General features: G+C 72.2%; 13 protein-coding genes. 6 read left to right on the top strand and 7 right to left on the bottom strand.

Annotated elements, in window-relative coordinates:
* Nucleotides 1-30: 30 nt before the first annotated feature.
* From DLJ58_RS30510 to DLJ58_RS30490, 4 genes are all read left to right on the top strand, one after another.
* Nucleotides 31-1,194: a sensor histidine kinase gene (locus DLJ58_RS30510; protein ID WP_124861666.1), complete on the top strand. Its 1,164-nt coding sequence runs from the start codon at nt 31-33 to the stop codon at nt 1,192-1,194.
* Entirely contained in the window at nt 1,191-1,847 is a 657-nt protein-coding gene (locus DLJ58_RS30505; protein WP_124861663.1) for a response regulator transcription factor, read from the top strand. Before DLJ58_RS30510 ends, DLJ58_RS30505 begins: the two co-directional genes overlap by 4 nt.
* Before the next feature lie 114 nt (nt 1,848-1,961).
* A complete protein-coding gene (gene ffh, locus DLJ58_RS30500; RefSeq protein WP_124861660.1) occupies nt 1,962-3,521 on the top strand; it encodes a signal recognition particle protein in 1,560 nt (519 codons plus the stop codon).
* A gap of 130 nt (nt 3,522-3,651) precedes the next feature.
* Entirely contained in the window at nt 3,652-4,731 is a 1,080-nt protein-coding gene (locus DLJ58_RS30490) for an amidohydrolase family protein (RefSeq protein WP_124861657.1), read from the top strand.
* Between the two features lie 940 nt (nt 4,732-5,671).
* On the opposite strand, the gene DLJ58_RS30480 is transcribed toward DLJ58_RS30490, so the two are convergent.
* The gene (locus tag DLJ58_RS30480; RefSeq protein ID WP_124861672.1) at nt 5,672-6,616 is read right to left on the bottom strand and encodes a Ppx/GppA phosphatase family protein; all 945 of its coding nucleotides are present in this window, start codon (nt 6,614-6,616) and stop codon (nt 5,672-5,674) included.
* A gap of 22 nt (nt 6,617-6,638) precedes the next feature.
* Nucleotides 6,639-7,679, bottom strand: coding sequence for an ArsR/SmtB family transcription factor (locus tag DLJ58_RS30475; protein WP_124861652.1), 1,041 nt, complete (start codon nt 7,677-7,679; stop codon nt 6,639-6,641).
* 101 nt (nt 7,680-7,780) lie between these two features.
* Between DLJ58_RS30475 and DLJ58_RS30470 the strand changes: the two genes are divergently transcribed.
* Nucleotides 7,781-8,671, top strand: a complete 891-nt coding sequence (locus DLJ58_RS30470) for a CE1 family esterase (RefSeq protein WP_244219198.1) — start codon at nt 7,781-7,783, stop codon at nt 8,669-8,671.
* 1 nt (nt 8,672) lies between these two features.
* On the opposite strand, the gene DLJ58_RS30465 is transcribed toward DLJ58_RS30470, so the two are convergent.
* Genes DLJ58_RS30465 through eno form a run of 4 tightly spaced genes read right to left on the bottom strand, consistent with a single transcriptional unit; the run spans nt 8,673 to nt 11,737 of the window.
* Nucleotides 8,673-9,194, bottom strand: a complete 522-nt coding sequence (locus DLJ58_RS30465) for an amino-acid N-acetyltransferase (RefSeq protein WP_124861649.1) — start codon at nt 9,192-9,194, stop codon at nt 8,673-8,675.
* Entirely contained in the window at nt 9,191-9,748 is a 558-nt protein-coding gene (locus tag DLJ58_RS30460) for a DUF501 domain-containing protein (protein WP_124861646.1), read from the bottom strand. The genes DLJ58_RS30465 and DLJ58_RS30460 overlap by 4 nt, the downstream gene beginning before the upstream one ends.
* Before the next feature lie 34 nt (nt 9,749-9,782).
* Nucleotides 9,783-10,421 carry an FtsB family cell division protein gene (locus DLJ58_RS30455; RefSeq protein ID WP_124861643.1) on the bottom strand — a complete coding sequence of 213 codons (639 nt, stop codon included), beginning with the start codon at nt 10,419-10,421 and terminating at the stop codon, nt 9,783-9,785.
* A gap of 32 nt (nt 10,422-10,453) precedes the next feature.
* On the bottom strand, nt 10,454-11,737 hold the full coding sequence (gene eno, locus DLJ58_RS30450; RefSeq protein WP_091394269.1) for a phosphopyruvate hydratase: 1,284 nt from the start codon (nt 11,735-11,737) through the stop codon (nt 10,454-10,456).
* Between the two features lie 213 nt (nt 11,738-11,950).
* Between eno and DLJ58_RS30445 the strand changes: the two genes are divergently transcribed.
* Nucleotides 11,951-12,646 carry a hypothetical protein gene (locus DLJ58_RS30445; RefSeq protein ID WP_124861640.1) on the top strand — a complete coding sequence of 232 codons (696 nt, stop codon included), beginning with the start codon at nt 11,951-11,953 and terminating at the stop codon, nt 12,644-12,646.
* A gap of 13 nt (nt 12,647-12,659) precedes the next feature.
* On the opposite strand, the gene DLJ58_RS30440 is transcribed toward DLJ58_RS30445, so the two are convergent.
* Nucleotides 12,660-14,279, bottom strand: coding sequence for a DUF885 domain-containing protein (locus tag DLJ58_RS30440; protein WP_124861637.1), 1,620 nt, complete (start codon nt 14,277-14,279; stop codon nt 12,660-12,662).
* Nucleotides 14,280-14,299 lie beyond the last annotated feature (20 nt).

The following is a 14,299-nucleotide window of genomic DNA, read 5'->3' as shown; positions in this document are numbered from 1 at the left end:
GGGCGGCACCTGCGCGGGCAGAATGACGCCATGCGACGAGGCGGGCAGTGGCGGTGGCCGGAGGCGGCGGCGGATACCGCGCTCGCCCTGGTGCTGCTCGGGTTCGGCCTGCTCGCCACCGGTCTGGCCGGGGACAACCAGCCGGGGTCGAGGCCGGTGGACGCTGCCAGTCGGGTGCTGATCGCCGTCGCCGCGCTCGCCCTGCTGATCCGGCGGCGTGCTCCGGTCGCCACCCTCGCCGTGGTCACCGTGGCCACCTCGACGTACCTGCTGATCGGCTACCCGTACGGCCCGATTCTGGTCACGTTCCTGGTCGCGGTCTACACCGTGGCCGTGTGGCTCCCGGTGCGACCTGCGGCGCTCGCCACCGGCGGTGCGTTCGTTCTGTTGTTGGCGCACGTCTTCTTCGGGCGGGGGCCCGCGCCAGGTTGGACGGGAGTGCTGCCCGCGGCGGCCTGGGTGGTCGTACCGTTCGCGGTGGGGGTGGTGGTGCGGGTGAGCCGTGAGGCGACCGCGCGTACCCGTGCCGAAGAGGCCCGAAGTCGTGCCGAGCAGGCGCGACGCCAGGCCGACGAGGAGCGGCTGCGCATCGCGCAGGAGGTGCACGACGTGGTGGGGCACGGGCTGGCCGCGATCAGCATGCAGGCGGAGATCGCCATGCACCTGCTGCCGAAGCGGCCGGAGCAGGCGGAGGTGGCCCTCACCGCGATCAGCCGGACCAGCCGCGAGGCGTTGGACGAGCTGCGGGTCACGCTGGGCGCGGTGCGGCGGGGTGCCGGGCGCGAGCCGGTACCCGGCCTGGCCCGGCTGCCCGCGCTGCGCGACCGGCTCGCCGGGGCGGGGCTCGCCGTCGAGGTGCGCGTGGTCGGGGGCCCCCGGGAGGTGCCGGCCGCGGTCGACCTGGCCGCGTACCGGGTGGTGCAGGAGGCGTTGACCAACGTGCTGCGTCACGCGGGAGTGGCGAGCGCGGAGGTGACCGTGGACTACCGCGCCGACGAGGTGACCGTCGAGGTGACCGACCGGGGGGTGGGTACCGGCCGCGCCGGGACGGCTCCGGCCGACGACGAGGGCGGCCACGGTCTGGCCGGGATGCGCGAGCGGGTCGCGGCGCTGGGCGGGCGGTTGACCACAGGGCCGCGCGCCGAGGGCGGGTTCCGGGTGTACGCCATGCTGCCCGCGGAGCCGACGACGTGATCCGGGTGCTGATCGCCGACGACCAGGACCTGGTCCGGCTCGGACTGCGCGCGCTGGTGGAGAGCGAGGACGACCTGGCGCTGGCCGGCGAGGCGTCCGACGGGCTGCGGGCGGTCGAGTTGGCCCGTCGGGAACGGCCGGACGTGGTGCTGATGGACATCCGGATGCCCGGCATCGACGGCATCGAGGCGACCCGCCGTATCGTCGCCGACCCCGATCTGACCGGCACGCGGGTGGTGGTGCTCACCACCTTCGAGCTGGACGAGTACGTCTTCGACGCGCTGCGGCACGGTGCGAGCGGGTTCCTCACCAAGGACACCAGACCGGCTGAGCTGCTGCGCGCGATCCGGCTCGTCGCCGAAGGGGAGGCGCTGCTGTCGCCGTCGGTGACCCGGCGGGTGGTGCGGGAGTTCGCCACCCGGCCGTCCCGGGTGCTTCGTCCGCACCCCCGACTGGAGGCGCTGACCGATCGGGAGCGTCAGGTCGTCGGCCTGGTCGGTGAGGGCCTGAACAACGAGGAGATCGCCGCGCAGTTGGTGGTCAGCCCGGCGACCGCGCGGACCCACGTCAGCCGGGCGATGGGCAAGCTGGGCGCCCGGGACCGGGCCCAGCTCGTCGTGTTCGCGTACCAGTCGGGGTTGGTGTCGGAGTGAGGCCCGGGCCGGGCGACAGCGGCCCTACGGCAGGGCGGTTACCCTAGCGGTGGCCGGACTCCGCAGTGCCGGCCGCGTTGTGCCCGCCGGAACACTGACAAACGGGATGTTCGCGTGTTTGACACCTTGAGTGACCGCCTGTCCGGGATCTTCACCAAGCTCCGCGGCAAGGGGCGGCTCACCGACGCCGACATCGACGCCACCGCGCGCGAGATCCGCCTCGCGCTGCTGGAGGCGGACGTCGCGCTGCCGGTGGTCAAGGGCTTCATCGCGGCCGTCAAGGAACGGGCCCGCAGCTCCGAGGTCTCCCAGGCGCTCAACCCGGCCCAGCAGATCATCAAGATCGTCAACGAAGAGCTGATCAACGTGCTCGGCGGCGAGGGGCGACGGCTCCAGTTCGCCAAGCAGCCGCCCACGGTGATCATGTTGGCCGGCCTCCAGGGTTCCGGTAAGACGACCCTGGCCGGCAAGCTGGCCCGCTGGCTCAAGGGCCAGGGGCACCAGCCGCTGCTGGTCGCCGCCGACCTTCAGCGTCCCAACGCCGTCGGGCAGCTCCAGGTGCTCGGTGGCCGGGCCGGTGTCGAGGTGTACGCCCCGGAGCCCGGCAACGGCACCGGTGACCCGGTGCAGGTTGCCCGCGCGTCGATCGAGCACGCGAAGCGCGCCGCTCGCGACATCGTCATCGTCGACACCGCCGGCCGGCTCGGCATCGACGCCGAAATGATGCAGCAGGCTGCCGACATCCGCGACGCCGTCTCACCGGACGAGGTCATCTTCGTCATCGACGCGATGGTCGGTCAGGACGCCGTCCGCACCGCCGAGGCGTTCCGCGACGGCGTCGGCATCACCGGTGTGGTGCTCTCCAAGCTCGACGGCGACGCCCGTGGTGGTGCCGCTCTGTCGGTTCGCGAGGTCACCGGGCAGCCGATCCTGTTCGCCTCCACCGGTGAGAAGCTGGAGGACTTCGACGTCTTCCACCCCGACCGGATGGCCAGCCGGATCCTCGGCATGGGCGACGTCCTCACTCTGATCGAGCAGGCCGAGCAGGCCTTCGACTCCGATCAGAAGGAGAAGATGACCGCCAAGCTGATGGGCGGTGAGCAGTTCACCCTGGACGACTTCCTCGACCAGCTCATCGCGGTGCGGCGGATGGGCCCGATCGCCAACGTGCTGGCCATGATGCCCGGCATGGGGCAGATGAAGGACCAGCTCTCCGAACTGGACGACAGCCACTTCGACCGGGTCACCGCGATCATCCGGTCGATGACCCCGGGTGAGCGCACCAACCCGAAGATCATCAACGGTTCCCGCCGGGCGCGCATCGCCAACGGCTCCGGGGTCACCGTGATGGACGTCAACCAGCTGCTCAACCGCTTCGCCGACGCACAGAAGATGATGAAGCAGATGGGCGGCATGATGGGCCTGCCCGGTGGCGGCCGCCGCAAGGCGACCAAGTCGCCGAAGAACAAGCGCAAGGGCACCAAGGGCGGCGGTCGTCCGCGTACCGGCGCCGGCACCGGGATGCCCGCCGGCTTCCCGGGCGGCATGCCGCAGCTCCCGCCGGGGATGGACCCGAACGATCTCGCCGGCGGTCAGGGCCTGCCGCCCGGCTTCAAGCTCCCGAAGATCGACTTCAACAAGCTCGGCAAGGGTGGCGACAAGGGCCCGCGCTGAGGCGTGTTGGTGACGGACCTGTTCGTCACCGAGCGCCCGTGGAAGGTCTCCGTGGACCTGCTGGCGCTGACCACCCGGAAAGAACGACCTGCTCGCCCCCGACGGGGAGTGATCGGGTAGGACTGTGCGCATGGCTCTTCATGTGCGCGGCGTGCTGCTCCCCGACGACGAGGTACGGGATCTCTGGCTGGTCGGCGACCGGGTGACCTTCACCCCGGTGCCCGGTGCGGAGACGGTCGTCGACGGCGGCTTCGTCCTGCCGGGGCTGGTCGACGCGCACTGCCACATCGGCATCGCCCGAGGTGGTGCCCCGATCACCTCCCTCGACCAGGCCCGCGAGTTGGCCCACGTCGACCGGGACGCCGGGGTGCTGGCGATCCGGGACGCCGGCTCGCCGTACCCGTACCCCGAACTCGACGATGAGCCGGACCTGCCGCGACTGGCCCGCGCGGGGCAGCATGTCGCCCCGCCGAAGCGCTACCTGCGCGACATCGGCGTGGAGGTCGACGCGACCGAGGTGGCCGCCACTGTGGCCGCGCAGGCGCGGGCCGGCAACGGCTGGGTCAAGCTGGTCGGCGACTGGATCGACCGGGGCGTCGGTGACCTGGCGCCGGCCTGGGACGCGGACACCCTCACCGCCGCCGTGCGGGCGGCGCACGACGCCGGGGTACGCGCCGCGGTGCACACCTTCTCCGAATCGGCCGTCGAGATCATGGTGCGGGCCGGGGTGGACTCGGTGGAGCACGGCACCGGGCTCAGCCTCGACCTGATCGACGAGATGGCCCGCCAGGGCACCGCCCTGGTCCCCACGATGATCAACATTGCCACCTTCGGGGGCATCGCCGAGCAGGCGCGGGGCAAGTTCCCCGGGTACGCCGACCACATGCTCGCGCTGCGCGACGGCTTCCCCGAGGTGGTGCGTGCCGCGCACGAGGCCGGGGTGCCCATCTACGTGGGCACCGACGCCGGTGGCGGCATCGATCACGGGCTGGCGGCCGAGGAGATGCTGCTGCTGCACGAACTGGCCGGCATGGCACCCGTCGACGTACTCGCCGCCGCCTCCTGGGGCGCCCGCGCGTGGCTCGGCTTCGCCGGCCTGGTCGAAGGCGGCCTCGCCGACCTGACCGTCTACCCCGAAGACCCCCGCAGTGACCTGCGCGTCGTCCGCGCCCCGTCCCGCACGATCCTCCGCGGCCGCGTCATCCGCTGACCCCGCGAGCGCCACACCGCCCGCGCCGGGCCGGCCAGCCGCGTCGCGTCGCGTCTCGGCGTCGCGTCTCGGCGTCGCGTCTCGGCGTCGCGTCGCGTCTCGGCGTCGCGTCTCGGCGTCGCGTCGCGTCTCGGCGTCGCGTCTCGGCGTCGCGTCGCGTCTCGGCGTCGCGTCTCGGCGTCGCGTCTCGGCGTCGTGTCTCGGCGTCGTGTCTCGGCGTCGCGTCTCCGCGTCGTGTCCATCGCAAGATCGCGCTCGATCCAGGATGTAGTGGCCTCCGCGTAGGAGGATGCCACTACATCCATGATCGAGCGCGATCTTGGCCTGCGGTGAGATCGGAGGGCCCGCCGAGGCCCACGCAACGAGAAGTCGGCGCAACATCAGGGATGTTGCTGTCTCCCGCGCCCCACAGGGAGCAACATCCGGGAAGTTGCTCGAATCTTGGGCTGAAGCGCCAAGCACGAAGCGCCAGGCGCCAAGCGCCAAGCGCCAAGCCAGACCGTGCGGGACCGGACCGTGCGGGACCGGACCGTGCGGGACCGGACCGTGCGGGACCGGACCGTGCGGGACCGGACCGTGCGGGACCGGACCGTGCGGGACCGGACCGTGCGGGACCGGACCGTGCGGGACCGGACCGTGCGGGACCGGACCGTGCGGGACCGGACCGTGCGGGACCGGACCGTGCGGGACCGGACCGTGCGGGACCGGACCGTGCGGGACCGGACCGTGCGGGACCGGACCGTGCGGGACCGGACCGTGCGGGACCGGACCGTGCCGTGCCGTGCCGTGCCGGACCGATCCGGACCGTGCCGGACCGACGCAAGCACGGCCTGGCTGGGCCGGGCCGCGCGGGATGCTGATCGACTCGGTTTTCGGGGAGTCGCGCTGTCCGAGCCGCTCGGACAGCGCGGTTTCAATGAAAACGAGTCGATCAAGATCGCTAGCGCCGCGTGGTCGGCTGGAGGCTCCAGGCGATGCCGTCGAGGATGTCGTGCTCCGAGGCGACCACCGACGGCATCCCGGCCCGCTCCATGATCACACGAAGCACCAGGGCACCAGCGCCGATCACATCGGCGCGGCCTGGGTGCATCACCGGGTTCGCCAACCGCTGCGCACGGGTCTGACCCAGCAGCTCCGCGGTCACCCGGGCGACCTCCTCGTACGACACCCGGGCGTGGTGGATGCGCTCCGGGTCGTACTCCCGCAGGCCCTGCGCGAGCGCGACCACTGTGGTGACCGACCCGGCGAGGCCGACCAGGGTGGCCGCCTCGCGACCGGGCACCACGGCGAGCGCCCGGTCCACCACCGCCGCGATGTCGGCCTGCGCCGCATCGACCTGCTCGGGCGTCGGCGGGTCACCGGGCAGGTGCCGCTCGGTCATCCGGACGCAGCCGATGTCCACCGAGATCGCCGATCGCACCCCGGCGGCCCGGTCACCGACCACGAACTCGGTGGAACCGCCACCGATGTCGACGACCAGGAACGGCTCCTTCGCGTCGGCGGGCAGCCCGCGCACCGCGCCGGTGAACGACAGCCGGGCCTCCTCGTCGCCGCTGACCACCTCGGGCGCGACACCGAGGGTGGCCCGCACCATCTCGGTGAAGTCGGCGGCGTTGGCGGCATCGCGGGAGGCCGAGGTGGCACACATCCGCACCCGCTGCGCACCCAGCTTCTCGATGTCGGCGGTGTACGACGCCAACGCCACCCGGGTCCGCTCGATCGCCTCCGGCGCCAGTCGGCCGGTGCGGTCCACGCCCTGGCCCAACCGGACGATCTCCATCCGCCGGGTCAGGTCGACCAGCGGCGCCTGCGGCCCGGCCGAGGCGTCGGGCAGGTCGGCGACCAGCAGTCGGATCGAGTTGGTCCCGCAGTCGATGGCCGCCACACGCGTCGTCACGGCAGCAACCTTACGGCAGGACGGACGGCCACCCGGCGGCTTGGTCGGGCGTGGGCCACGACTCGCCCAGGTCGCCCGACCGGCCCCGCAACAACCCCAACCCGAGCGCGGTCAGGTGATGCCGGACGGCCCCGCCCTCCCGCTCGCTGGTCACCAGACCGGCGGTCCGCAGCGCGCGGGCGTGCTCCGAGGCCGAGGAGAGACTGATCCCGACCGCCCGGGACAACACGGTGGTGGTCAACCCGCCGTCGGTCGCCAGTCGGCGCAGCACCAGCGCCCGGGTGACGCCGAGCAGCCGACCGAGGGCATCGTCGTCGACGAGAGCCCTGCCCGCCGGCATGACCACCGGGTAGACGAGCAGGATCGGGTAACCCTGCTCGACAAGCACCCGGGGCCGCGGCCCGGCCAACGGGGACGGCAACAGGATGATCCCGTGGCCGGTGCCGGGGAGATCGCCGTCCCACCACGTCCGTACCTCCAGCACCGGCTCCCGCCACCGGATCCCCGGGTGCAGACCGGCGAAGAGACTGGCCAGGCCGTGCTGCGCCAGCCGCTGGCTGGCAGACGTCACCTGCTGACGGTACGCGGACACCAACTCGGCCCAGTGCGGTTCGAGCACCGCGTCGCACCAGGTCCGCACGGCCCCGCCGAACAGGTCCAGCACCTCCGGGTCGGCCGCCGCGAACCGCCGCCGCAGCGGGCTGGCCGACGTGTCCGCGTACGCCAGGGTGACCTCGGCGCGGACCCGCCGCGCCGGGGTGGCCCGGATCGCCTCCAGCCCGGCCTCCACCGACTCCAAGCCGTCGAAGGGAGTGACGAAGTCCGGCAGACGTCCCCGGTCGGGCAGCAGATGCCGCAGGACCGCGGTGGCAGCCTGGGCGGCAGGCGTACCCTCGGCCGCCGCCGCACGCTCGGCCAGGGTCGGCGCCATCGCCGCGACCGTGGGATCGCGCAGCCACTGACCGGCCAGCAACGCTGTCCCGACCGGATGCAGCCGATCGGCGAACCGCACCCGGCACAGGTCGGCCGACCCGAGCTGGAGGCGAAGCATGGCAACAGCCTGCCTGCCTTCGCCCAGGACCGAAAGGGTTGATCCGCGGCCGAACGCCTTCCAGTGTGGACTGCGGGGTCGACGGGGGGGGGGTGGCCGGCGTGCGGCGAACAGTGGCGGTGTTGACGGGGCTCTGCCTCATGGTCGTTGCCGCAGCTTGTGGTGAGCGGGGGCAACCCTCGTCGGCCCCGCCAGCCGCACCGTCCGCGTCGAGCGAACGACCGGCGGCCGGTGACCACCAGCTCACCCTGCATCACAACGGACTCGACCGCACCTACCTGCTGCACGCACCCCCGGGGTACGACCCGGGCAGGCCCTCCGCGCTGGTCATCGCGCTGCACTTCTATCCCGGCCTCGGATCCTCGATGCGGGAGTTGGCGGGCCTGGACGCCAAAGCCGACACTGACAACGTGCTGGTCGCCTACCCCGACGGGCAGGGCGGCGGCTTCAACGCGCTGATCTGCTGCGGCGGCGCGGACGACGTCGGCTTCCTCAACGCCCTCACCGACCATCTGGTGCAGACCTGGCACGCAGACCCGAACCGGGTGTTCCTCACCGGCATCTCGAACGGCGGCGACATGAGCTTCCGGGCGGCGGTGGAGAGCACGGGCAGGTTCGCCGCGATCGGGGTGGTCAGCGGTGGTTACAGCGGAAATCTGACCACCGCCGACAGTTACGTGCCGAAGAGCCCAGTCTCCGTGATCACCTTCATCGGCGGCCAGGACCGCTACGCCTCGATCTTCCAGACCGGCATGCGGACCTGGCAGCAGCGGCTCGGCTGCCGGCCGAGCCCGAAGGCGTCCGGGGTGCCGGGTGTGACGCACACGGTGGCGGGCTGCGCGGACGGCAGCGAGGTCAGCGTCTACACGATCGCCGACATGGGCCACAGTTGGCCGGGAGCCACAACGGGCCAACTCGCCGCATCCTCCGCGGGGCTGTCCGCCACCGACCTGATGTGGGAGTTCTTCGCCGCCCACCCCCGCAAGGCCTGACCTACAGGCGCAGCAACATCCGGGTGTTGCCCAGCGTGTTCGGCTTGACCCGCTCCAGGTCCAGGAACTCCGCGACACCCTCGTCGTACGAGCGCAGCAGCTGCTCGTAGACCGGCTGCGGCACCGGAGCGCCGTCGATCTCGCGGAAACCGAACGAGCCGAAGAACCGGGTCTCGAAGGTCAGCACGAAGATCCGCGCCACGCCCAACTCCCGGGCCGCGTCGATCAGCTCACCGACCAGCCGGTGACCGATGCGTCGGCCCCGGCAGGACGGGTCCACCGCCACCGTGCGGATCTCGGCCAGGTCCTCCCACATGACGTGCAGCGCGCCGCATCCCACCACGACGTCGTCCTCGGCCCGGACCGCGACCCGGAACTCCTGCACGTCCTCGAAGAGGGTGACGGTGGCCTTGCTCAGCAGCCGCCGGTCGTCGGTGTAGGTGTCGACGAGTCGTCGGATACCCCGCACGTCCCCGGTGCGGGCCCGCCGTACCGTGATCTGATCTGCGGCCTGCGTGCTCATTCGGCCGCCGGCACGTCCACGCACGGCCCCGCCGACCACCAGGGCTCGACCAGTTCCAACGTCTCGTCACCGAACGGGTTCACCCCGGGGCCGGCGCCCAGCGCGTGGCCCAGGTGCACGTGCAGGCACTTCACCCGGCCCGGCATCCCGCCGGCCGAGATGCCGGCGATCTCCGGCACCTCGCCGATCGCCTCCCGGCGGGTGAGGTAGTCCTCGTGCGCGGCACGGTAGTGGGCGGCCAACTCCGGATCCGTCGTGAGCCGGTCCGCCATCTCCTTCATCAGCCCCGCCGACTCCAGTCGGCTGCACGCAGCGGTGGCCCGGGGGCAGGTCAGGTAGTAGAGCGTCGGGAACGGGGTGCCGTCGGCGAGGCGGGGGGTCGTCTCCACCACGTCGGGAAGGCCACACGGGCACCGGTGGGCCACCGCCCGGGTGCCCCGGGGCGTCCGGCCGAGCTGCGCGGCCACCGCGGCCAGGTCGGCCTCGGTGGCCGGCTCGCGCTGCGGCAGGGGAACGGAATCCGCCGCCGGCTCCGACGGTGGTACGACAGTCACGGTGCCCATCTCTCCTGGTGTGCTGGTCGGTGGATCACTGGCCCGGCTGCTGGCTGTCCGCCGCCCGCACGCTCGACCAGAGCGTGTCGTACCAGGTCACCGGCCCGGCCGGCGGGGCCGAACCGGCCGACTTCCCGGCGTCTCGGGCGGCGCCCTCCGGGTCGTGCAGCACCACCATCATCTTCTCGCCGGGCCGGCCCATGAAGAACCGCTCCCGAGCCTGCGTCTTGATGTACTCGGGGTCTTCCCAGTTGGCGGCCTCGGCGGCGAGCTTCGCGATCTCCCGCTCCTGCACCGCCTGGGCCGCCTCCATCCGCTCGATGTCGGCCTGCTGGTCCAGGTAGACCCGGACCGGATAGGTGTAGGCCAGAGCGAGCGCGATCAGGACCGCGAACAGCACGGTGGCCCGACCGGTGAAGCGACGGGGGTTGGGTGCGGCGAGCCGCTTGACGGCACCACCGGCGGCGGTACGCCGAGCGGCGGCGGGACGATTCGCGGAGCGCACGCCTTCGGCGCCGCGGGCAGCACCCGGCGCGCGACCGGCTGCGCGCGGCTCGGCGCGTACGCCGGCCTCCCGGACCGATCCCCGTGTGGCGCGCCCGCCGCCCGGCCGACCGGACTGACCCGGCCGGCGGGCGGGACGCTGACCACCCGGTGTGCGGCGCTGCTGCATCGTCACACCCCTCCCCCGAGGCTTCGTGCGTCTCAGGCCGAACGGTAGCGCGGGAACGCGCCAGCGCCGGCGTAGCGCGCCGCGTCGGCCAGCTCCTCCTCGATCCGGAGCAGCTGGTTGTACTTGGCGACACGGTCCGAGCGGGCCGGGGCGCCGGTCTTGATCTGGCCGCAGCCCGTGGCCACCGCCAGGTCGGCGATGGTGGTGTCCTCGGTCTCGCCGGAGCGGTGGCTCATCATGCACTTGAAGCCGGCGCGGTGGGCCAGGTCCACCGCGTCCAGGGTCTCGGTCAGCGAGCCGATCTGGTTGACCTTGACGAGAACCGCGTTCGCCGCCTTCTCCGCGATGCCGCGGGCGATGCGCTGCGGGTTGGTCACGAACAGGTCGTCACCGACGATCTGCACCCGGTCGCCGATCGAGGCGGTCAGCGTCTGCCAGCCGCTCCAGTCGTCCTCGGCCAGCGGGTCCTCGATCGACACGATCGGGTACTCGTCGGCCAGCTTCGTGTAGTAGGTGCTCATCTCCTCGGCGGACTTCGCGGCACCCTCGAACGTGTAGGTGCCGTTGTCGAAGAACTCCGTGGCCGCCACGTCGAGCGCGAACACGATGTCGGTGCCGAGCCGGTAACCGGCCTTCTCGACCGCCTCGGCGATCAGGTCCAGAGCCGCCGCGTTCGTCGGCAGGTTCGGCGCGAAGCCACCCTCGTCGCCGAGCCCGGTGGAGAGGCCCTTCTTCTTCAGGACCGACTTCAGCGCGTGGTAGACCTCCGCGCCCGAGCGCAGCGCCTCACGGAAGGTGGGCGCGCCGATCGGCGCGATCATGAACTCCTGGATGTCGACGTTCGAGTCGGCGTGCGCGCCACCGTTGAGGATGTTCATCATCGGCACGGGCAGGAGGTGCGCGTTCGGGCCGCCCAGGTAGCGGAAGAGGCTCAGCTCGGCGCTGCCGGCAGCGGCCTTCGCCACCGCCAGGGAGACCCCGAGGATGGCGTTCGCGCCCAGCTCCGACTTGCTCTCCGTGCCGTCGATGTCGAGCATCTTCTGGTCGATCAGCCGCTGCTCGCTGGCCTCGTACCCGATGATCTGGTCGACGATCTTGTCTTCGACGTTGGAGACCGCCTTCTCCACGCCCTTGCCCTGGTAGCGGTCGGCGTCACCGTCGCGCAGCTCGATCGCCTCGAAGGCGCCGGTGGAGGCGCCGGACGGCACGGCGGCGCGGGCTACCGTGCCGTCGTCCAGACCGACCTCGACCTCGACCGTCGGGTTGCCCCGCGAGTCGAGAATCTCCCGGGCGACGATTCCCTCGATGGTTGCCACTAAGTCGCTCCTCGTTGTTGTGATCCGGTCCGTGGGTGGGCCGCGACGGTGCGGCTGAGGCAGGTGTTGAACGCAGCGTATCGGGCGGCGCGAACGGGCACGGCGTCGCCCGCGCACCCGGGGCACCCCGCACTGCCGGACATTCCCGGATTTCCGGGCGTCAACCGGCAACGGGTTTGCGCTGCGCGGACCAGATCCACCAGGCTGGTCGCCATGCCCGCCGCCTCGACCACCCTCCGCATGCTCGCCGTGTCGGTCATCGCGTCGCTCACGGTCACCGGCTGTCAGACATTCGAGGACGCCGGAGTCGCCATGGGCCGCTCGGAACTCGTCAACGACCTCGCCGCCCGGCTCGATCGGGCACTGGAGTTGACCTACTCGGCCGACTACCAGTTGCCCGGTGGCCAACGCGCCGCGATCGTGCAGGCGCAGGACCCGGCGCGATCCACGTACACCTATCCGGGAGGGCAACTCACCGTCACCCCGGAGGCCATCACCCGGTGCACGACGACTGGTGCCCGCCCGCAGTGCACGCTGATCACCCCGCCCACCCCGGGCAGCAAGCCCACCGTGACGCTGTTCGGCGAGGCCAACCAGCAGGGCCTCGTCACGCCGCCGGTGGTGGTCGGGCTGCTCACCGCCGCCGCGCTCGACCCACAGGCGGTCATCAAGCAGAGTGACACCACAGTCGCCGGGCACCACGCCGCCTGCGTCGCGGTGGAGAGTTCGTCGTCCGGCGACTTCACCGCCTGCGTGACCACCGAGGGCGTGCTCGGCAGCTTCACCGGGCCGGTCGACGGCAAGCCGATGGAGCTGGCGCTGAGCAACTACTCTCCAGCCGTCGACGAGGGTGCGTTCGAACCGCCTTCCGGCGCCGCCGTCGTCGACCGCCGCCCCGGCGGCTCGTGACCGCCCGCGCCCCTCAGAGACCGAGCAGGGTGCGCAGGTGGCGCGGGGGCGGGCAGTCGTGGGCGAGCATCGCGTCGTGCCAGTCGCGGACCGACACCCCGTCCGGGCGGGCGGCGGCGATCTCGGCCATCTCGCTGTACCCGACGAAGTAGGTGGAGAGCTGGGTCGAGGTCAGTTGGGCGCGCCGCCACTTGCCGGCCGCCTCGCCCTCCTCCTGGAAGCCGCGCCCGGTCATCAACGCCATCGCCTCGGCCTCGGGCAGGTTCTCGGCGTGCACCAACTGGTCGAGGAGCGCGTTGATGGTCATCCGCAGTTGCATCTTGAGCTGCTGCAACCGCACCGGCAGACCGCCGAAGCCGAGCCCCGTCATCACCTCCTCCGCGTAGACCGCCCAGCCCTCGATGAACGGGCCGGACTCGGCCAGCGCGCGGACCCGCGTGCCACCGACGTAGCGGCGAGCATGGGCGAGCTGGAGGAAGTGCCCCGGCATCGCCTCGTGCACCGTGAGGTTGCGGATCATGTGGTCGTTGTATTCGCGGTAGAACGACTCGACCCGCTGCGCCGGCCAGTCCGACGGGGTGGGCGCGATGCAGTAGAAGGTCGGCACGACGGCGGTCTCCAGCGGGCCGGGCGCGTCGCAGTACGCCACCGCGACCCCCCGGGCGAACTCCGGCATCTCCTGGATCACGCACCGGTCGTCGACCACTGTGACCAGGTCGTGTGCGCGGACGAAGTCGGTCGCCTCGTCCAGGGTCACCCCGGCCAGCTCGACGATCGTGGCGTCGTTCGGGTGCTCGGCGGCGAGCAGGTCCAGCGCCCGACGTACTGTCGCGTCGTCGGCCGGGCCACCGACCAGCTCGACGGCCGCCTCGCGGATCTCCGCGGTGACCCGGTCCAGGTTGGCCCAGGCGCGACGCTGGATCTCGGCGGCGCCCAACTCGGTGTCGAGGGTGTGCCAGAGCCGGGCCTCCCAGCGACGCCGGCCCAGTCGCGGGTCACGGCCGGGGCCGGCATCGGCGGCCAGGCCGGTGCGCAGCCAGGCGACGAACTCGTCCAGCGCGGCGATAGCGGCGGTGGCCGCCGGCTCGACCCGGTCGAGGTGGCTCGGCGCCTGGGCGAGCAACGCCGGCAGCTCGTCGCGGATCAGCGCGGCAGTGCCGGTGAACTGCCCGACCGCCGTCTCCGCGTGGATGCGCGGCATGTCCCGCAGCGTCGCGCGGGCGGTGGCGAGGGCGTCCGGTACGGCGGCGAGCCGGCCGGCCAGCTGGGTCAGCCGCACGTCCGCGGGGGCGTACGGGCGGGCCAGCAGCGGGTGCAGCAGCGGGCCGGGGTTGTGCCGCAGCGGATCCCACTCGTGCGAGCGGATCTCGGTCAGCTCGAACAGCTCCCGGTCCACGAATGAGGTGAGCAGCGCGTGGTCGACCTGCTCGTCGACGTCGAGCGAGTCCGGGTCCAGTTCGGACAGTGCGTTGGCCGCGTCGGAGAGCATCGCCCGATCGGCGGTCAACCCGTCGGCGGACAGGTCCGGCAGTCGGTCGTCGAACCGGTGGTCCCCGGCGGCGGTGGCAACCCCCGGCCGCGACTCCAGTAAAGCCTCGACAACCCGCTCAGCCAGCACCCCAAACGCTTCCACCGCCCCACCCTACCGACCGC

The sequence above is a fragment of the Micromonospora arida genome (assembly GCF_003857035.1).
In the GTDB taxonomy this organism is placed as follows: Bacteria; Actinomycetota; Actinomycetes; order Mycobacteriales; family Micromonosporaceae; genus Micromonospora; species Micromonospora arida.
Note: the sequence above shows the minus strand (reverse complement) of the source record. Positions and strands in the feature narration are given on the sequence as shown.

Coding starts and splice junctions, on each gene's coding strand:
- DLJ58_RS30455 (WP_124861643.1), bottom strand. CDS start 10,421: ATGCAGCAGCGCCGCACACCGGGTGGTCAGCGTCCCGCCCGCCGGCCG.
- DLJ58_RS30475 (WP_124861652.1), bottom strand. CDS start 7,679: ATGCTTCGCCTCCAGCTCGGGTCGGCCGACCTGTGCCGGGTGCGGTTC.
- DLJ58_RS30445 (WP_124861640.1), top strand. CDS start 11,951: ATGCCCGCCGCCTCGACCACCCTCCGCATGCTCGCCGTGTCGGTCATC.
- DLJ58_RS30510 (WP_124861666.1), top strand. CDS start 31: ATGCGACGAGGCGGGCAGTGGCGGTGGCCGGAGGCGGCGGCGGATACC.
- DLJ58_RS30465 (WP_124861649.1), bottom strand. CDS start 9,194: ATGAGCACGCAGGCCGCAGATCAGATCACGGTACGGCGGGCCCGCACC.
- DLJ58_RS30490 (WP_124861657.1), top strand. CDS start 3,652: ATGGCTCTTCATGTGCGCGGCGTGCTGCTCCCCGACGACGAGGTACGG.